Origin of the sequence: Staphylococcus warneri (assembly GCF_900636385.1) — a bacterium.
Classification (GTDB): domain Bacteria; phylum Bacillota; class Bacilli; order Staphylococcales; family Staphylococcaceae; genus Staphylococcus; species Staphylococcus warneri.
This window is the reverse complement of record NZ_LR134269.1, coordinates 54,471-73,250: the sequence shown is the minus strand read 5'-3', so window position 1 is coordinate 73,250 and position 18,780 is coordinate 54,471. Positions and strand designations below refer to the sequence as shown.

The following is an 18,780-nucleotide window of genomic DNA, read 5'->3' as shown; positions in this document are numbered from 1 at the left end:
GTTCGCTCATAATATTTTATTGTTGATTTCACTAATTTGGTTTAATAAATGATGATGACTAATCCAAATTGTTGCAATGGCTATAAAGCTAACTGCATACGCTATAAAGTTATATTTCAATTCTAAAATAGCTTCTAAACTATGGTGATGTTCTGGTAATTTAAGTTCTAATACTAATATCGTAATAATAATGGCTATAACGCCATCACTAAACGCTTCAACTCTACTTTTAGACATTCATTTCCAACTCATTTCTCATCTTTATGTAAGAATCAAAAGTTACCTTATTCTATAAAAATAGTCAATATATATTTGTATTTTATATACGATTTACCAGCTTACAACGTCTCATTTCAAACTAAATTTTCACCTACTGTGTTTTCCACCGTATATCGAGCATAATTTGATATTTTCTCTAAATATTGGTCTAATTCATTATTGTCGAAATGGGCTAATACGATAAAACAAGCTTCTCCACTCACTTTATAAAATTGTTCAATATGATCAAAATCCATCGTTATTTGTTTTATTTGATCAAAGCATTATCTAACTTTGCAGTAGTTACTACTACAACTGAATTTTTATCAAACTTAAAATAATCTCGCTTTATTCTCATAAGTTAAGGGAGTGGGACAGAAATAATAAAGAACCACTAATCATTGATTATGTAGTGGTTCTTACGCATTAGCCACAGCTAATGTGTACTTTAAAATAGGAATACATGAGTGAAACTCATGCATAAGAAATACTAATTTCTAAAGAAAAAGTATTTCTTTATCGTTGTCCATCCCCAACTTGCATTGTCTTTAGATTTTCTTTTCGAAATTCTCTATGTTTGGGGCCCGTCCCCAAGCAAGGTTGACTAGAAATGACTATAACTTGAAATATATTTATGTCCCAGCCTGTTTTGGATTACATCATTAATTTTATTCAGGTTTAACATGGATACGTCGACCTTTACCTAAGAACATTTGAATTATAGAAGCGATTAATAGAATGATGTTAAAAACAATCATCATCATAAACACGTTATCATCAGCATCAATTGTGATATCTTGCATTTTTTTCGATAAGATTAATTGGTTCTGTACTGGGTTGTCTATATGAGTCGTGAAACTACCATATAATAATTGAACACCTTGTTGAATATGATCTTTCATTGTATAAGCAATGATAGGTACCAGTAGTGCCGCAAAGAAATTACGCATCGAATGCATTGTCGTTGAACGATTAGAAGCAAATTTAATTTCTCCATCTAATAAAGTGGCCATCGCACCACTTAGTAATGCCATAGATGCGCCAAATCCTAAGCAAGCCGCTTGCAAGTATAATAACGGCAAATTAATCACATTACCCATCGCTATCCAGTGCACACTGACATATAATAATGCTACCGAACCAAGGGAACCTAATATACCTGCCCCAATCGCACTATAAAAAAACATTTTAATAAAACCAGCTATGACGACACCTATGAAGAAGCATACATAAAATCTTGCTATATCTTCAAAAGGTAGCTTTAATATCTTAGTAAGAAAAACATTAATACCTGCTATCCCAGTCAACAATGTTAAATGTGATGATATCGCCATCACTGCACCTACACTAGGCTTTTTAGCAAATAATGTTTTAAAATACACTAACGGTGAAGATGAATGCATGTTTCTGTATATAAAGTTCACTAGGAAGAACATCGCTAGTAGTAGAAATGGCCATACCCATAATGAGCTATATCCTTTTTGCGTTAACATAGCCATTGGTATCACAAAACATAATATAGTTAAAAACAATAAAATAATAAGCACATAATCAATAGAATTCGAAGACACATGTTTGTGCTCTTCTTTATTTAAAAATACTGTCCCAAATATTAAACAAACGATAGCTGAAACGATATTAAGTACAAATACCCAATGCCAACTATCAAGCTCTAATGAAACACTACCAGATAATCCGCCTAACGCGTTGGCACCAAACAAGCCTACGATGACAAATAATAAAAATACATTGCGGAATCTTCGTGGAAAGTTACGAAATAATTGTGGTAATAAAGTAAAAAATAGAACACCTGTACTAACGCTTTGTATAATTTTAGCAATACTTAATACTATTAAATCCTGTGATATGAGACCGATTATTGAACCGATTAAAAAGAAAGAAACAAAAAGTAGATAATTTTTCTTGAAACCTAAACGATGTGTGAATACATGTCCTAATGGAATACCAAATGCAAACGCAAAGTTCGCTATAACTGACGGTATGATTAAGTACTGTGAACCAGTACCAAAAGAAGTTTGAAGTATACCTTGATTTAAACTATAAGCTAAATTGGAAAAATATTGCGACCCAATGCCAAATATTGTAATGACTGTGAGCACAAAAATTTCTAACATTCGTGCGCGACGCGACCATAAAAAACCCATATTATCCTTCTTTCTATTTAAATTCCGAATTATAACAATATATCATTTTACCACTTTTCAAAATAAAAACATATAAAACTTTCTCGAACAACAACAAAAATTGTACACTATCCATTTTAAACTACCAATATAACTCATATTTAAACGTTTGATAAACGAACCTTTTACTGGTGCTCAGGTTACAAGACAAGCTGTGGCACAACTAGTAACTGACATAGTAAACCAACCTGAGCTTTATTCTAGAGAAAGTATTGGTGTTAACGAACCAAATACTAATTTCGATAAACCAAGTTTTTATTAATGGTATATTGACGTCTTTCAATGCAAACAACCTCCACGACTTATCTAGGTCGTAGAGGTTGTTTTGAATCAAATTTAATGATCTGCCATCCATGGTCTGCTTTGTTTGGTTGGCCTTGGTGTCATTTTCGGTAATTGATCTTTGGACATGATGCGAGGTGTTTGTCCTCGTTCAATTCTTTGTTTCAGTTTGCCATCCATTTTATAGGTTTGGAATGTCGAGAATACGCGCTTTGCATCATGATGACATTGTGGACATTCTGCCATATCATGTTGTTCCTTCATAGATTGGCGTAAGGTAAATTCGCCACATTCTTTACATTCATAAGTATATTGAGGCATTATTGATCAGGCTCCAAATTCGGTACGATGTCATCTTTGAAAATTTCTCTTGGAATCGCAATCGTAAAACATGCATTAGGCACGTCCACTATACCTGCGACTGTACCTTGTACCGGTGCAGTACCTAATAACATATAAGCTTGTTCACCTGTAAATCCACGTGTTTTTAGGAATTCAATCGCATTTAATACCGCATTTCGATACGCTGTATTGGCATCTAGATATGTTTGTTTACCACTAAATTCATTTACAGAAATACCTTCAAACACAATATAATCTGTATAATTCGGCATTACTGGTCCTGGTTTAAAGGCAGGATTCTTTTTAATATGATATTTTTCCATACCATTTTTAATAACGTTGACTCTTAAATCAATCCATCCTGGCATTTCAATACCACCACAGAAGGTAATTTCTCCATCCCCTTGAGAGAAATGTAAATCTCCAACTGAAAGTTTTGCACCTTCAACAAATACTGGGAAATAGATACGAGAACCTTTTGATAGGTTTTTAATATCACAGTTTCCACCATTTTCACGAGGTGGCACAGTACGCGCACCTTCTCTCGCTACTCTATCAAAGTCTTTACCAGTTAAGGTACCAGCCACCACTGCATCCGTATCAGGTAAGTTAGCTAAGACTGGTTCACGATTTGGATCCGTATCCACTAATTCTTTCTCGCGACGATTCCATTCATCTAGCATCTCTTGAGTAGGTGCCACACCAATCAATCCTGGATGAATCTGCCCTACAAATTCAACTCCTGGAACATGTCTACTCGTTGCATAAATACCATTAAAGTCCCAAATTGATTTCTGTGCATTTGGATAATGATCAACTAAGAAGCTACCACCATTAGTTTTATCGAAAATACCATTGAACCCCCATTGATGTTCATCAAAAACACCAATATCTAAGATATCTACTACAAGTAAATCACCTGGTTGTACGTTGTTTACGTGTACTGGACCGCTTAAAACATGTACACGATTTAAGTTCACGTGTTTAATATCATTCGGATCATCATTATTGGCAACTTGTCCATCTGTCCAATCTAAGCATTCCATTCTAAAGGATTCCCCTGGGTCTACTGAAAATGCTGCTGGAATATCTGGATGCCATCGATTGTGTCCTGGATGTGCTTGTTGATCCATCTTCTTGTTTAAATCAATACTAAATAACTTTTTAGGCATATGCCCTTCCCCCTTACATATGAAAGTTAATTATGACTGATTATTAAGTTATCTAAATATTAACACAATTAAAGTTACAAAATATATTAAAATGTGTATATTTTTATTAATTGGAATTATTACGATAAACAAACGATATAAGCGGAATGTTTGAATATTCAAGTGGAAATAGGGGAGGGGAGTTACGCAGGAACATTCTAAAAATAAGACGTCCGTTTGTCTTACTTCAGACAAACGGAACACTTACCTTCAGTTGCATAAACCTGTCATAGCAAACTTTATAGCGGGTTGATACAATTATGTCATTATTATAGATTCACTTTCCACCCTATATTTATATTATTCATTTTCAACATTTTTACCGACCGGTTCCCATTTCAATACAAATGTAATGACAAGACCAATCAGTGGTACGATACCAATCCATAACATCGTTTGGTTTAATCCAACTGCCGCTAAGATAATCGGGAATACGAACGTTCCAATAATACTACCAGTTCGACTCACTGACTCTACAATACCTGTCGCTTGTGAACGTAAATGTGTTGGGAATGATAATGCACCAATCGTCTTACCTTGCGTTCCTGGTCCACCTGAATGACCGAATAAGAACAATGCAATTAAACATGTATTCATTACCATTGGTAAATTATTGTAAAATAGTCCTGTTACAACCATAACAAACAAGACAATGCCGAAACCTATCATTGTAAGTTTTCTCGTACCCAATCGATATGTATACTGTGCACCTAAGTACGCACCGATGATACCTGCAATATTGACAATTGCTGTACCAAATAAGACCCTAGCTTATCCTCACTTATCATGTACTTCGCTATAATTGGAATATATAATCCCACTGCGTAGTACTGCATACCTTGCAATGTTGATATCGCTGTTGCTAAAGTTAACCTTTTTAAATATGGCTTTTTAAGCAGTGCTTTGTAAGATTGTTGATTGGCTTTTGATTGATATTCTTCTTGTCTTTCTTCTAGCTTCAACTGGACATCGTAATGTTTCTGAATATAGTTTGTTGCCTTTTCGAGTGAAAAATGATTAATAATCCAAGTTGGACTTTCTTGTAAATACTTTAATCGCATGATGTATAACACTAAAGCAATACAAGCCCCAAATCCAACGGCCATACGCCACAATGTTTCTCCTGCTCCCATTAAGAAAAATGCAATGACCACTAACGACGATGTCACAATCGCTATGTACCATACGACTTGCCAGTAGTTAACATTACGACCTCGTTGCACTTTATTACTAATTTCTGCAATAAACGTAAATGCAACCGGACTATCCATACCTATCGCAATCCCCATCAGAAATCTACATATCAATAGAATCATTATATTAGGCGAAAGTGCTGCACCTAAAGACGTTACAATTAATATTAATAATGACATTGAAAGGATACGCTTTCTGCCAAATCGATGCGCCAGCGATCCTCCAAAAATCGCACCAATCAATGCCCCTACAGGTAGTGATGTCATCACGAATGACAACATGGTTGGCGATAAATTGAATTCTTTCGTGATTTGGTCTGTCATTGTTCCTAAAATGGTAATATCATATGCATCTAAAAATATCGTTCCTAATATCATCAATAACAACATATTAGATGTATGTTGCTTGTCCGCATCATCAATGATTCGATACAAATCTTGCTTTGACTTCACAATTTCCATATTAATCATCCCTTATTTTATTTTAGATTAAGCGTAATTAATGATTATTAACTCATTGTTAAGTGCAAATAAATATTTATTTAAGTCATATGCTTTCAGCTCCGTCATAGTTTTAAAAAAATAGCGTCTATCTCAAATGTAAGATAGACGCTATATAGTTAATTATTCTGTCGTCGTTGACTTGTTTGAACGGATTTTATAAACAATTAATCCAATGATAAATCCAATTAATGCCGGTAGAATCCAACCCATACCAATATCAAAGAATGGTAGGTATTTTTCACCTAATGAAATGATAAATTTAGCGAATGATGTTTTCAAAAATGGCTCTGGACTAGCCTTAATACCATCGATAAATGACGCGATCATTGTGAAGAAAATCGTAAATCGATATACAATTTTCGAATGATTGAATAATGGACTTACTAAAGTTAATAAAATAATTGTAATGGCCAATGGATAAATGAACATCAATACTGGCGTTGAATACATAATGATTTTAGTTAAACCAACATTAGCAAAAATACATGCTAAGATACTGACCACTGTCGCAAACATTAAGTAACTACGTTTCGGGAATAACTCTGTAAATGTTTCAGAGAACGCAGTGATTAAACCAATCGCTGTTTTTAAACATGCGACAATTACGATCAGAGATAATACGATAATTCCGTAATCCCCAAGATAGTGTCTCGCAATTTGAGCTAATGCAATACCACCATTTTCACTCACTTTAAATTTACCGATACTCATCGTACCCATAAACGCAAGTAAACTATAGATAATCCCCATTAAAACAATACTGATTGTTCCAGATTTAAATGTTTCTTTGGCGATACTGTTAGGATTTGTGATACCTAACTTTTTAATCGTAGATACAATTATAATACCAAAGGCTAATGATGCCAACGCATCTAACGTGTTATAACCATCAATGAATCCTTTAAGTAATGGACTCTTATCATAATCAGCACTCACAGGCGCATTCGTTAACCCACCTAATGGATGAATGAACGCTAAGACTACGACAATACCTAATAAAACTAAAAAGACTGGATTTAAAAATTTACCTATGTAATCTAAAATTTTAGACGGCTTTCTCGCAAAGAACCACGCTAATAAGAAGAAGATAATACTAAAGATGGGTAAGTAAATCTTCGCAACATCAGGTGAAATGAATGGTGAAAATGCAATTTCAAAAGATGTTGTCGCTAACCTAGGTAACGCAAAGAATGGTCCAATGACTAGATATAATCCAATCGTAAATATGTATGCATACGTTTTACTGACTCTTGATGTAATTTCAAAAATACCGTTTGTTTTAGACATACCGATAGCAATAATACCTAAAAACGGTAATCCAATAGCAGTAATTAAAAAGCCTAAATTAGCAATAAATACGTTTGACCCTGCTGTTTGTCCAAGATGAATTGGGAAGATGATATTCCCAGCACCAAAGAATAAACCAAATAGCATTGATCCGATAAAAATGTTCTCTTTTAAAGTCAATTTGTTTTTCATCATGTCTGTTTATTCTCCTAGTTATTTTTTATTCATTATACATGATATTTTGTAAAGGAAAAATGTAAATAACAAGAAAATTTTAAAAAATTAGACAATAATACATCATTATCACTTTATAAATTGTAAAATAACACATTAAATTATATTTAAAAAAAGTACTATACACCATCTGCATAGCACTTTAGTATTTTTTAATAAAAATTTACACTCATCTTTGTGTAATTAATCAGTTATCAAACTATTATTCTTCTAATTCTTTAATAACTTTAGCCGGTACACCTGCTGCAAGGGTATTATCTGGTATATTCTTTGTGACTACGGCACCTGAAGCGATCACTACATTATTTCCAATAGACACTCCAGGAGTAATCGTGACTTTGCCACCTATCCAAACATCGTCGCCTATATTTACAGGACTTGCTTGAGCTAAATATTCTCGTCTTCCTTTTGCGCTTAATGGATGGTTAACTGTATATATATCAACATTAGGACCTATCATCACATGATTTCCAATGTTCACTGGTGCTATATCTAGAATGGTAAGGTTATAGTTTGTTAATACGTCATGTCCGACATGTATTTTTTTCCCGTTATCACAATTGAATGTCGCTTGGAATGAAATGTTTTCACCAGCAGAACCTAATATTTGGCGGATTTTACTTTCTTGTTGTGCCGGTTCTGTAGCAGGAATGGCATTAAATTCTTGGCATAATTGCGCTGCTCTAGCTTTACGTTCCGCCACTTCTTTATCATCAAAATGATATGGCATACCTTTATCTAATTTTTCTATTTCTCTCATTGCTATCTAATCCTCTCAAGTTCATATTATTCATGGTTTTTATAAAATAACGGCTTAATACTTCTCTATTTCTTTAGCAATTTTACTTTCCTTTTGATTGACCGACGCCTTTAATTGCTTAACAATATTCACTTTTTCCTGCTTACTTTTATTTTGACTAAGTTTGTATGCGGCTTCTATATCATTTACTTTAACTTGAAATCCGACAATCCCTTTGATTTGTTTCTTAGTATCATCTGACAAATGATTCCATGTTGCACCATCATCTTTGTGACCTTCATAGTGATTCAATAATTGCTTCAAATCAGATACTAGTTCATCATGATTCAATAATCGCCCTTCACCATATACATGTATACTTTGATAATCCCATGTCGGTACGTCTTCTGTTTCATACCATGTAGAGGAAATATAGGCGTCTGGTCCTTGGAAAATCACTAATACCTGTGCGTTATGTTCTATCGTTTGTACCAATTCATTTTGTTTTGCTAAATGTCCTGTAATCACTAATTGATCATCTTGTTCTGAAATCATCACTGGAATATGTGACGCGATGGGTTTTACGTCGTTACTCGTTACAATTGTCGCAAAATTATTATGCTGTATAAATTGTTTAATTTCTTCATAATCATTGATTTGTGAATGCTTTCCAATATACATGATGTCACACACCCTTTTAATGAATTCGTCTTATTCAACATCGAATCTTTTTTATATTCAAAAAGCTGTAGATGAATGATCCACAGCTCCCCGTTTTAATGCCTCATTTGTCGTATTACAACATTATAAATATTGATCTGCATGCTCTAATCTATAATGTTCTGTCACTTCTTTTTCATGTTCGAATTCTTTTTCAGTTAATTTCTTAATATTTTCTACCGCATACCCTAATTTCTTTGCGAATGCTTCTACTTCATCTTTGTCTTTCGCAAGAACAAACATTGTTAACACATTATCATCAACAATATCTTTATGATGTTGATAATCTAATTTAAAAAATTTCATGACAATCTCCCCCTCTTTACGTGTTTATTATATACCCCAAATCATCATTTTATTCATGTAAATTGCCATCTTTTTTGTCTATATTGTTAAAAATATTATTTTGAATATTGAAGTATATTGCTTCATTTATATTCTCTCAATACAACTCTAAAGGAAGGTAACAACCATTTCATTTGAATTTTCAAAAAATTAAATATTGATTAACAATGTTTTGTGGGCGATTTAATTTTTTGAACATTATATTACAATTGTCAAATGATTTTTTATAGAACAATTCTTATTTCTACTAAAGGGGTTTAATGACATGAATATTATATTAGGCGTCGGAACACTCGTTATTGTGTTGGTCATTATGACATTGTTCCTTAAATTCGCACCATACGGTAAGGAAGGATTACAAGCTTTATCTGGTGCTGCTTGTGCCACATTCTTACCCCAAGCATTCTTAAGTTATGCAATCGGTGGTATCTTACATATTAAATTCTTACAAGACATCGGGGACCTTGCAGGTAGTCTAGGTGGTATTGCGGTAGGTATACTCGCATGCATCAATTTAGGTGTATCACCTGTCTTCGCTATTATCGTCGGTCTTGTATTAAAGGATTTCAGTTTATTACCAGCATTTATCGCTTCATATATAGTTGCATTTATTATTAAATTGATTCAGAAGAAAGTGCCTGAAGGTTTAGATTTAATCGCAGTGATACTCATTGCACCGGCATTAGTATATGGACTTGCATCACTGATTAATCCAGGTGTTACAGCCGTATTAAATCAAATTGCAGGTGCCGTGAACTCAGTTGGCGACAGTAGTCCATATGCTCTAGCGATCATCTTAGGCTTAATTATTCCAGTTACAAGTATGACGCCATTAAGTTCAATGGTTCTCGCAAGTATCTTAGGCCTTACAGGACTCCCAATGGCCATTGGTGCTATTACTTGTACAGGTGCGTCATTTGTAAACTTCACATTATTCAACATTTTGAAAATTGGCGAGAAACCAAATCGATTTGCAGTCTTTATCGAGCCTTTAACACAAATTGATTTAATCGTTAGATATGCGCCCGTTTTATATGGTACGAATGCTCTTATCGGTATGGTCAATGCTTGTATTATTGCATTTAGTGGACTTAAAATTGGTGTCACTGGTATGGCAACACCTATCGCGGGTGCGATTGTCTTATTTGGCTTTAACAATCCAGTTTCATCAGCGATTACAATCATCGCCGTAGCTATCACAAGTCTAGTACTCGCCTTTATTATTGGTACACTTATTAAAAAATTCGATTTAATGCACTTACACATACCAATGCCTTGGCAGAAACATACTAAACACTCATAACACATAAATAACTCCCAACCATGCGATTATTATCGCGATTGGGAGTTATTTTTTATATCTAGTTAACAATCAAGACATACATATAGTTTTACATATTTAGCGGACTTTTCTAATTTAATTCAAGTCCTAATATCCTGAACCGATTTTGTCCCCGTTTTCGTCATATTTAGTTACATAACCATCATCTGTATCAACAGTATATGAGCCGGCTAAATTACCGTCTTTATCATCATATGAGAATCCCCATTTACCGTCACTTGTTTTTTCAGGTTCTTTAAATGTATACGTATCTGTATCTAACTTTTCACCTTCGTAAGATTCTACTTTGTCGATGACATTATCACGTGTCACTTCTTCAGAATCTGAACTACTATCAGATGAACTATTGTCGTCTGAACTTGAATCATCATCACTTTCGTCGTCAGAGAATGTTGGCATTTTATCATAAATATTAATCTTATTGGCTATTTGCTTAAATTCATTAGAATCTTTGTATTTATCATAGACTTCTTTCGTATCGTGCTCTTCTCCATTTTGTAAAGCATCTTTATAGGAACGAAGTTCACCTTGCGTCCCTCCTAAATAAATTTTGTCATTACTTACACCAATAACAGATGCGAATTGGTCGATTGAAGGTGAAACAACATAAAATTTCATACCTTCTGGTGCATTGGGAATAGGTTTCATATCTCGAGTTATAGCAAAATGTTTTAATTCTTTCGTCTTTTTACCATCCGACATTTGTGTCGTGTATCTTCCTGTTAAAATATCATTTTTAGTTATGGCATACTCACCAGATTCATTTGCTAAAAATACTAACGCCAACTTTTCCTTTTCAGATAGATTCGAAATATCATTCGCAGATGATTGTTTAGAATTACTTGAGTGGTTTGAACTTTCTTTACTTGATGATGACTTAGAATCGTTCCCTTTTTTACCGTCTTCACTCTTTTGTGTATCTTCTACTTTCGATGCTCCTTTTGAATCACTAGATGAATCGCCATTGTTACACGCTGACAAAAGTAATAATGCTGTTCCACTTTAAAATAAAAATTTCTTCAATGATAAATCCCCTTTGTTTAATGTTTTTTAAAATTCTAAAATATATATTATTATTACTTCTTTATACGAGGCAATTATACTATATTTTTATAAAAATATGGCCAACAAAGAGAAATTATTTATATTTATACCGTATATGCAAAAATGTATTTTTTAAATTAATAATTCCTACGCTAAAATCGACAATCATTTTATACTTTAAATTTGAATCTTTTATAAATTTGTTGTACTTTAAAGTTGGTAGCGTTTTCACTACCAAAAAAATTATACAGGAGTGATGCTTTATGAAGAAATTAACTAAAACTTTTGTTGCGGGAAGCATTGTATTAGGCACAGCACTAGGAGTAAGCGTTTCTACAGATAATGTATCATCTCACCAAGCACACGCAGCGTCATCACAGTATTGGTATAAATATAACGGTTACACTGCTTCAGGAGGTAACTTTTTATTAAGCCAATCATTCTATAATGGTTTAAAAGCGGATAATTTAGAGTTCAATGGTGTTAAAGTTAGCGGTAAATATCAAGCACCTACTAACTCTAAAGTCATTTATGATCAAACATTCCAACAGTATAAAAATCACAAAGCAAGCAATGTAGATATTAAAGTAAAACCAAACTCAATTAGCTTAAAACAAGTGAAACAAAAATATGGTAATAACTATGATTATCAAAATCCATTAACAGGACCTGCTAAAAAGAAAGGCGATGGCATTTATAGTTATCAAGTAGGCAAAGGTCATATTGCGTTTGCAATTGAAAACGGATATGTCACTAAAGCCAACGTATCATAAACGTCTTTGAGCTAGTTTAATATTATACCTTCCATATATAAAAGAGAAGCTAGGACAATATCAAGTTGTCCTAGCTTCTTTATAACTGTTAATACACATTTATAGCACTTCTAAAATTACATTCAATTTATTTAACAATCTTTTTAAATGCTTCTGTTTGTTTTTTAATTCCATTTTCTGCTGCAAATCTCTCAATACTTGAAGCACCAAAGAATCCTACAATTCCATCTACTTTAGAAATAATATATTCAGCGTCATCTGGTTCTGCAATTGGTCCGCCATGACAAATAACTAATACATTTTCATTTACTGATTTTCCGGCTTCAACAATTTTTTGTATGCGTTCTACACAATCATCTAGTGTCAATGCTGTTTTAGCACCAATACTACCTTTAGTAGTTAATCCCATATGTGCTACTAACATATCCGCACCTGCATTAGCCATATCTTTAGCTTGCTCTTCATCAAAAACATATGGTGCTGTAAACATATCTAATTCGTGTGCTTTACGTATCATTTCTACTTCTGTATCATATCCCATACCTGTTTCTTCTAAATTTTGTCTAAAAGTACCATCAATCAGACCAACAGTTGGGAAATTTTGTACGCCTGCAAAACCTTGTGCTTTTAAATCTTTAAGAAAAACATCCATAACTCTGAAAGGATCACTGCCATTCACTCCTGCAAGAACAGGTGTGTGATTAACTACTGGTAATACTTCATTACCCATTTCTTGTACAATTTGGTTAGCGTCTCCATAAGCTAATAACCCTGCTAATGAACCACGACCTGCCATTCTGTATCGTCCTGAATTATATATAATTAATAAATCAGCTCCACCCGCTTCACTGCTCTTAGCAGTAATACCAGTACCTGCACCTACACCTAAGATAATATTATTATCTTTAATTTTTTGATTAAAATTTTCTTTAATATGTTTTCTATTCATACGTATCTCCCTCTCATTTCTCAATCGCATTGATTAATATTCTAGAAACCTCATTTGAAAATGTCTTATCATTAATGTGATAATCTAGTTCATGAATTGTAATATTAGAGTTCAGATTTTCTTTAATAGTATTGATTAATGCTTGAGTCGCTTTCTCATCATAAAATATTTCACCCTCTTTATCTATAGCAGAAATACCCTTAACTGGTATTACTAAAGCAGTATTTGTATCTGCCCTGTTCAATTTTTCAGCTATTTTGTGTCCTATTTTTATATTTTCTTCTACCGTTGTTCTCATTAGTGTCACTGAAGGGTTATGTTGATATAACAATCTATTTTTATATTGTTCGGGAACTGTTTCTTTAGGACCAAAATTCACCATATCTAACGCCCCTAATGAAACTACTTGAGGTATATTATTTTCTATAGCAGCATCTAAGCGTGATTCACCTGCAGATAATACACCACCACATAACTGGTCTGCCCATTCTGTTGTTGTTAAATCTAACACTCCTTCAAAGTAACCACTTCGAATCAAATCCTCCATAGCTTTGCCACCTGTACCTGTTGCATGAAATATAACAACTTCATAACCGTGCTGTTCTAGTATTTCCGTTGCCTGAGTCACAACAGGTGTAGTTACACCAAACATACTTGCTGCAATCAATGGTTTGTCTTCGTTGAAATCAAGTTCATAATCAGACAACATCCCTCCCAGAGCATTGATAGCATTCATGAAAATTTGTTTTGAAATTTTATTTAAACCTGCTATGTCTACTATGGACGGTATCATAAATATATCTGAAGTACCTACGTATTGGGAGATGTCGCCAGAAGTCATAGTAGATACCATTACTTTAGGTATTCCTATAGGTAATTCTTTCATACCAGCAGTTGCTATAGCAGTTCCACTAGATCCTCCCAATGATATTACACCATCAAACTTCTGTGCTTCGAATAATTTTAATAATAGTGATTGCATACCTTTTGCTAACATATCCGTAGCATACGCTCTATCTGACTTTCTGATTAATTCCGTTATGTGTACATCTACTTCATCTAAAACCTGTTGATTTGTAATATCTACTGAAATTAACGAATCATACACGCCTGTATGAATCATTAGTGTGTTAAAACCGAGTCTTTCAATTTCATCCTTAACATAGCTAAATTCTTTTGCTTTTGTATCAAATGTACCAATAATTGCGACTGTTTTCATTTATACTACAACCCCCTTTTAAATGAACTATCAAGGATATTGTAGCGCTTTCATTAATTGATAAACATGTGTTTAAGTATTCTCAATTTGTTGTTTTGTAATGAGTAGGTGACAATCCATATTTTTGCTTAAATAGTTTACTAAAATGTGCATAATCATTGTAACCAACCGAATCTGCAATTTCTTTAACCGACTGATTTGTATTAAGCAACATATGTTCAGCTCTGGCTAAGCGGTACATCACTAAATATTCTTTAAATGATTTACCTATGACTTGTTTAAATAATTTACTCAAATAAGGGCGTGATATATATAAAATGTCAGCAAGTTCATTTAAAGAAATATATTCATAATAATGTTGATGAATGTATGCTTGCACAAAATCAATATACTCTTCAGGACTTTTATCCTTCTTATTCATAAACGAAATCATATGTTCGTCACTTGAATATTTAAAGTTATCAATTGCTACTTTTAAGCCTTCTTCAGTAGGAATACGTTCAAATAATGAACCTCCAATATAACCATTAATAAATTCATTCTGATCACATAAATATTGAAAATCTTGCTGAGTTTTAATAGGTCCGCCATATAGCATAATCATTTTTTCTTGGAGAATACCTTCATTAAATGAATGAAATATTTGTTGAATCAAATGATTTGTATATTGAAGTGATTTAATTTGTTTTGTTCCCAAATCACCTCCAACTGACAACCCAAGATGTAAACATATGATATCAGCTCCCGCATCAAGCATTTTTTTAGTTTGAATTTCATTAAAAACAAATGCAGTAGTAAACATTCCCTTTTGTTTGGCTATCCCAATTGCCCTAACTTCTTGATCGTAACCTAAATTATTTTCTTCTAAATAATTTCTAAATTGACCATCAATCAAACCAACCGTTGGATAATTATTAATACCAAATATACCTCTATCCTTTAAACACGAAATAAAATTTTCTATATTAATAGTAGGATCCGTTGCCATTAAACCAAATATGATTGGAGTATCTATTTTTTTAGTAGCAATGTCTCTATCAAATATAGACAAATTCAAATCATTACTGTTTGATGCAGCTAAGTATGCTCCTAAAGAACTCACTCCTCTGTTTCGAAAAATACCAGAACTTAAAAAGAGAATTAAATCTGCATTATTTTTACTAGCATTAACTGCCGATATTCCAGATCCTACACTGACACCTACCAATTTTGTTCCCTTCTTAACCTTATTTAATAATTGTGAATGAATGTTATTATTCGTCATAAAAATACCTACTTTCAAGGTTCATTTAGAATAATTATGATGTATATTCTACATGTCTCCTTATTATAAAGCGCTTTCAAAAATATTGGAAATTTATACCTTCCATATATAAAAGAGAAGCTAGGACATAAATATATACTTCAAGTTACATTTATGTTTGGGCAGTAGTTGACTGTAAAGTCATTCTTTTTCGTAAAGAAATTAGAATGACTTACACATGAGTATTAACTCATGTGTTCAGATTAAGTTTAAGAGGTATACATGAACTTAAAAGTTCATGCATAAAACCGTCTAAGTAATAAATTACAAAGACGGTCTAATGTACCAAGCTTTTTCATTTCTAGTCAACCTTGCCGGGGTGGGACAACGAAATAAATTTTAAGAAAATTTTATTTCTGTCCCTCTCCCTTCTTTATCACTTTATTTTCCCTATTATTCCGAATGCCATATCTCTTATGAAGGCACTATGATTGTGTTGTGCCTCTGCTTTTAATTCTTTTTTGAACGTTTCTATTGAGAAGGTCTCATCCACAATATGATGTGCCTTCATTCTTGGTAGCATAATGCCTACAAGCCATTCTAAATCATTGTTGTCGGATGTATGAATGATCGCTTCCGCAAAGTAATCAGTGTCTTTCATACCTATTTCGTTCAACAAATTGTATAACTTTTGGCCGATATGAATATCGCCACCTTCTTGTGCTACAGTTTGCCATATCCATTGTATCGCTGTTTGATGTAGAGGTAGTTCATCTGCACCCGTACCGCCATTAATAGCATCACTTTCCTGAAAGCAGAATATACCTTCTGGTTTTAAAAAGTCCTTTAATATGCGTAACGCTTGTACCACATCTGGCAAATACATGAGTACCCTTCTACCAATAATGACATCGAATTGGCCTAATGTTTCTGGTAATTGATAAATATCATGTTGTTGATAAGACACATGATCATATTGATTATTTTCAACTGCTTTTTCCAACAGTGTTTGATTCATATCAATACCAATCACTTCACCTTGTGATCCAACACGTTCAGCTACTAATTGAGTGACTTCCCCAGTCGCACATCCGATATCTAATATGCGCATGCCTGGTTTAATATTTGCTCTATCTAGCAACTTGATGATAACCTCATTACGTTCATTCATAAATCTCTCTCCCTTTTTAAAAATCCCGTTTTCCTATAACCGTAGCGACTTTTATATAATTTAATAATTAAATTGATTTGAAATTTGAGTTTTAACTATATATAATATGATATAAATATAACTACATGATTAGAAAGGATAAACATCATGATCAACACCCGCTCACTCTATGTCACTTCAATTATTTTAACAGTATTGAATCTTTTTATCGTTTATACGACCTTTTTCACGAACTTGTTTAACAATTCTACATTCTCTTTCTGGTATTGGCCAGGCGCTATTCTCATTTTCATTACTATAATTATCCAATTAACCTTACTTTCAAAATGTAAACAAAAATTAGTCACCAGTTTATTAGGTATTTTAAATATCATCTTACTCATTCTATTTTCTACACCACTCTTATTATCATAATATAAAAGGAGTAGCCTCTGATCATTCGTGCATCACGCAATCAATAGCTACTCCTATACATCTTTATTTATACTTCATTTAAATATGATGTTAATAATTCAATATAATAATCAACAAATTGATGATATGTTTCTTTATTTACATGTTCATTGATTTGATGTGGTACGGTACCTGGACCAAACATTAAGAATGAGAAATGTTCATCTTTATCACGTAGTAAATTAGATGCGTCAGTCACACCAACTGTTGGTGTTGCAACGACATCCCTCTTGAAAATATGAGCTGCCACTTGTTGACCTAGCGCGATTAAACGATTTTCCCCTGTTGTAAGCACTGGATCTAAGTCTAGGTACATGTCTTCTTCTAGTTGACCGCCTTCGTTATTAATCTGTTCAATATGTTTTTTAAATAAAGCTTTCACCTGGTCATTATTAAACTCTGGAACGGTACGAATGTTATAGTCTGTTGTTGCCATATCAGGCACAGAATTGACTTGATTACCACCTTGAATAATTGTATGGTTAATAACCAATCCATTAATGACGCGCTCGATTTCTTCTTCCTCAACTTTGTCGCCCACACGTCCTTTTATTCTCTCAATCACATGTTTGAAATCAAATTGTTCACACTGTAATTCTTTTCTAATGTCTTCATATTCCTCATCAATATTTCGTACAAAATCTAGTAACGGCTTAATCGCATTTTGTCCAACCACAGGCATAGAACTGTGTGCTGCTTGTCCGCGAGATACAATTTGATAATCCATAGAACCTTTATGCGCATAGACAATACCTGATTCGGATGGTTCAGCAATGACTAATGCATCCACATCATCCATATAGCCTTCTTTATATAATTGTTCTGAACCTAGTTGTTGCATTTCTTCTCCAGCTGTCGCCATTAACTTGATAGTACCTTGTTTTAACGCGCCACTTTGATAGATTTCAATCATTGCAATGACTAGTGCAGCTAAGCCTGCTTTCATATCTGATGTACCACGACCATATAAATAGCCATCTTGTTCTGTTAATTCAAATGGTGGGAATTGCCAATTATTAGGATCGCCTTCTGATACCACGTCCATATGTCCTGAAATCGCCACGACTGGGTGACCTTCACCAATGGAAGCAATTAGGTTAGCACGATTGTCATGACCTTTAATTTCATCGATATCTGCTTTGATGCCATGTTTTTCTAATAAATCTTTTAAATATCTTGCTACTTCTATTTCATTATCATTCACTGTTTTGATTTCTACGATATCTTTTAAAATTTGTAAATGGTCCTCTTTTGTAAATACACTCAT

Annotated in this window: 17 protein-coding genes and 1 pseudogene; 3 read left to right on the top strand and 15 right to left on the bottom strand. The window is 33.4% G+C overall.

Annotated elements, in window-relative coordinates; translation table 11 throughout:
• Window positions 1-6: 6 nt before the first annotated feature.
• Window positions 7-237 (bottom strand): TMEM175 family protein, encoded by a 231-nt coding sequence (locus tag EL082_RS11980; RefSeq protein ID WP_232012191.1) that lies wholly within the window; start codon window positions 235-237, stop codon window positions 7-9.
• Window positions 238-926: 689 nt separating this feature from the next.
• On the bottom strand, window positions 927-2,423 hold the full coding sequence (locus tag EL082_RS00320; RefSeq protein ID WP_049416208.1) for an efflux MFS transporter permease: 1,497 nt from the start codon (window positions 2,421-2,423) through the stop codon (window positions 927-929).
• A 193-nt stretch (window positions 2,424-2,616) separates the two neighbouring features.
• Here EL082_RS00320 and EL082_RS00315 point away from each other — a divergent pair, with 193 nt between their 5' ends.
• On the top strand, window positions 2,617-2,724 hold the full coding sequence (locus EL082_RS00315) for a saccharopine dehydrogenase (protein WP_015364573.1): 108 nt from the start codon (window positions 2,617-2,619) through the stop codon (window positions 2,722-2,724).
• A gap of 74 nt (window positions 2,725-2,798) precedes the next feature.
• Here EL082_RS00315 and EL082_RS00310 read toward each other — a convergent pair whose 3' ends face one another.
• The 7 genes and pseudogenes from EL082_RS00310 to EL082_RS00280 form a co-directional block, all read right to left on the bottom strand.
• On the bottom strand, window positions 2,799-3,065 hold the full coding sequence (locus EL082_RS00310) for an FmdB family zinc ribbon protein (protein WP_015364572.1): 267 nt from the start codon (window positions 3,063-3,065) through the stop codon (window positions 2,799-2,801).
• Window positions 3,065-4,258, bottom strand: coding sequence for a formamidase (fmdA, locus tag EL082_RS00305; RefSeq protein WP_103286138.1), 1,194 nt, complete (start codon window positions 4,256-4,258; stop codon window positions 3,065-3,067). Before fmdA ends, EL082_RS00310 begins: the two co-directional genes overlap by 1 nt.
• A 339-nt stretch (window positions 4,259-4,597) precedes the next feature.
• Window positions 4,598-5,968: pseudogene (locus EL082_RS00300) on the bottom strand (MFS transporter).
• Between the two features lie 146 nt (window positions 5,969-6,114).
• Window positions 6,115-7,476 (bottom strand): branched-chain amino acid transport system II carrier protein, encoded by a 1,362-nt coding sequence (gene brnQ, locus EL082_RS00295; protein ID WP_103286140.1) that lies wholly within the window; start codon window positions 7,474-7,476, stop codon window positions 6,115-6,117.
• A gap of 241 nt (window positions 7,477-7,717) precedes the next feature.
• The gene (locus EL082_RS00290; RefSeq protein ID WP_103286141.1) at window positions 7,718-8,275 is read right to left on the bottom strand and encodes a sugar O-acetyltransferase; all 558 of its coding nucleotides are present in this window, start codon (window positions 8,273-8,275) and stop codon (window positions 7,718-7,720) included.
• Between the two features lie 54 nt (window positions 8,276-8,329).
• Entirely contained in the window at window positions 8,330-8,935 is a 606-nt protein-coding gene (locus EL082_RS00285) for an FMN-binding negative transcriptional regulator (RefSeq protein ID WP_103286142.1), read from the bottom strand.
• A gap of 123 nt (window positions 8,936-9,058) precedes the next feature.
• The gene (locus EL082_RS00280) at window positions 9,059-9,280 is read right to left on the bottom strand and encodes a hypothetical protein (RefSeq protein WP_002450216.1); all 222 of its coding nucleotides are present in this window, start codon (window positions 9,278-9,280) and stop codon (window positions 9,059-9,061) included.
• Between the two features lie 304 nt (window positions 9,281-9,584).
• Here EL082_RS00280 and EL082_RS00275 point away from each other — a divergent pair, with 304 nt between their 5' ends.
• Window positions 9,585-10,622, top strand: coding sequence for a PTS sugar transporter subunit IIC (locus tag EL082_RS00275; RefSeq protein WP_002450215.1), 1,038 nt, complete (start codon window positions 9,585-9,587; stop codon window positions 10,620-10,622).
• 126 nt (window positions 10,623-10,748) lie between these two features.
• On the opposite strand, the gene EL082_RS00270 is transcribed toward EL082_RS00275, so the two are convergent.
• Complete coding sequence (locus tag EL082_RS00270) at window positions 10,749-11,642, bottom strand: hypothetical protein (RefSeq protein ID WP_232012190.1); 894 nt, start codon at window positions 11,640-11,642, stop codon at window positions 10,749-10,751.
• A 326-nt stretch (window positions 11,643-11,968) separates the two neighbouring features.
• On the opposite strand from EL082_RS00270, the gene isaB reads away from it, so the two are divergent.
• A complete protein-coding gene (isaB, locus tag EL082_RS00265) occupies window positions 11,969-12,478 on the top strand; it encodes an immunodominant staphylococcal antigen IsaB family protein (RefSeq protein WP_015364569.1) in 510 nt (169 codons plus the stop codon).
• 127 nt (window positions 12,479-12,605) lie between these two features.
• Here isaB and EL082_RS00260 read toward each other — a convergent pair whose 3' ends face one another.
• From EL082_RS00260 to EL082_RS00240, 5 genes are all read right to left on the bottom strand, one after another.
• Window positions 12,606-13,427 (bottom strand): phosphoenolpyruvate hydrolase family protein, encoded by an 822-nt coding sequence (locus EL082_RS00260; protein WP_002466867.1) that lies wholly within the window; start codon window positions 13,425-13,427, stop codon window positions 12,606-12,608.
• A 13-nt stretch (window positions 13,428-13,440) separates the two neighbouring features.
• Entirely contained in the window at window positions 13,441-14,646 is a 1,206-nt protein-coding gene (locus EL082_RS00255; RefSeq protein ID WP_103286143.1) for a Tm-1-like ATP-binding domain-containing protein, read from the bottom strand.
• A gap of 82 nt (window positions 14,647-14,728) precedes the next feature.
• Window positions 14,729-15,910 (bottom strand): phosphoenolpyruvate hydrolase family protein, encoded by a 1,182-nt coding sequence (locus tag EL082_RS00250; RefSeq protein WP_103286144.1) that lies wholly within the window; start codon window positions 15,908-15,910, stop codon window positions 14,729-14,731.
• A gap of 415 nt (window positions 15,911-16,325) precedes the next feature.
• Window positions 16,326-17,060: a class I SAM-dependent methyltransferase gene (locus EL082_RS00245; RefSeq protein ID WP_103286075.1), complete on the bottom strand. Its 735-nt coding sequence runs from the start codon at window positions 17,058-17,060 to the stop codon at window positions 16,326-16,328.
• A 481-nt stretch (window positions 17,061-17,541) separates the two neighbouring features.
• Window positions 17,542-18,780 (bottom strand): ArgE/DapE family deacylase, encoded by a 1,239-nt coding sequence (locus EL082_RS00240; protein ID WP_103286076.1) that lies wholly within the window; start codon window positions 18,778-18,780, stop codon window positions 17,542-17,544.

What these genes read in the sequence shown, in the direction of transcription:
- EL082_RS11980 (WP_232012191.1), bottom strand. Translation starts at nt 237, where the DNA reads ATGTCTAAAAGTAGAGTTGAAGCGTTTAGTGATGGCGTTATAGCCATT.
- EL082_RS00320 (WP_049416208.1), bottom strand. Translation starts at nt 2,423, where the DNA reads ATGGGTTTTTTATGGTCGCGTCGCGCACGAATGTTAGAAATTTTTGTG.
- EL082_RS00310 (WP_015364572.1), bottom strand. Translation starts at nt 3,065, where the DNA reads ATGCCTCAATATACTTATGAATGTAAAGAATGTGGCGAATTTACCTTA.
- fmdA (WP_103286138.1), bottom strand. Translation starts at nt 4,258, where the DNA reads ATGCCTAAAAAGTTATTTAGTATTGATTTAAACAAGAAGATGGATCAA.
- brnQ (WP_103286140.1), bottom strand. Translation starts at nt 7,476, where the DNA reads ATGATGAAAAACAAATTGACTTTAAAAGAGAACATTTTTATCGGATCA.
- EL082_RS00290 (WP_103286141.1), bottom strand. Translation starts at nt 8,275, where the DNA reads ATGAGAGAAATAGAAAAATTAGATAAAGGTATGCCATATCATTTTGAT.
- EL082_RS00285 (WP_103286142.1), bottom strand. Translation starts at nt 8,935, where the DNA reads ATGTATATTGGAAAGCATTCACAAATCAATGATTATGAAGAAATTAAA.
- EL082_RS00280 (WP_002450216.1), bottom strand. Translation starts at nt 9,280, where the DNA reads ATGAAATTTTTTAAATTAGATTATCAACATCATAAAGATATTGTTGAT.
- EL082_RS00275 (WP_002450215.1), top strand. Translation starts at nt 9,585, where the DNA reads ATGAATATTATATTAGGCGTCGGAACACTCGTTATTGTGTTGGTCATT.
- isaB (WP_015364569.1), top strand. Translation starts at nt 11,969, where the DNA reads ATGAAGAAATTAACTAAAACTTTTGTTGCGGGAAGCATTGTATTAGGC.
- EL082_RS00260 (WP_002466867.1), bottom strand. Translation starts at nt 13,427, where the DNA reads ATGAATAGAAAACATATTAAAGAAAATTTTAATCAAAAAATTAAAGAT.
- EL082_RS00255 (WP_103286143.1), bottom strand. Translation starts at nt 14,646, where the DNA reads ATGAAAACAGTCGCAATTATTGGTACATTTGATACAAAAGCAAAAGAA.
- EL082_RS00250 (WP_103286144.1), bottom strand. Translation starts at nt 15,910, where the DNA reads ATGACGAATAATAACATTCATTCACAATTATTAAATAAGGTTAAGAAG.
- EL082_RS00245 (WP_103286075.1), bottom strand. Translation starts at nt 17,060, where the DNA reads ATGAATGAACGTAATGAGGTTATCATCAAGTTGCTAGATAGAGCAAAT.
- EL082_RS00240 (WP_103286076.1), bottom strand. Translation starts at nt 18,780, where the DNA reads ATGAGTGTATTTACAAAAGAGGACCATTTACAAATTTTAAAAGATATC.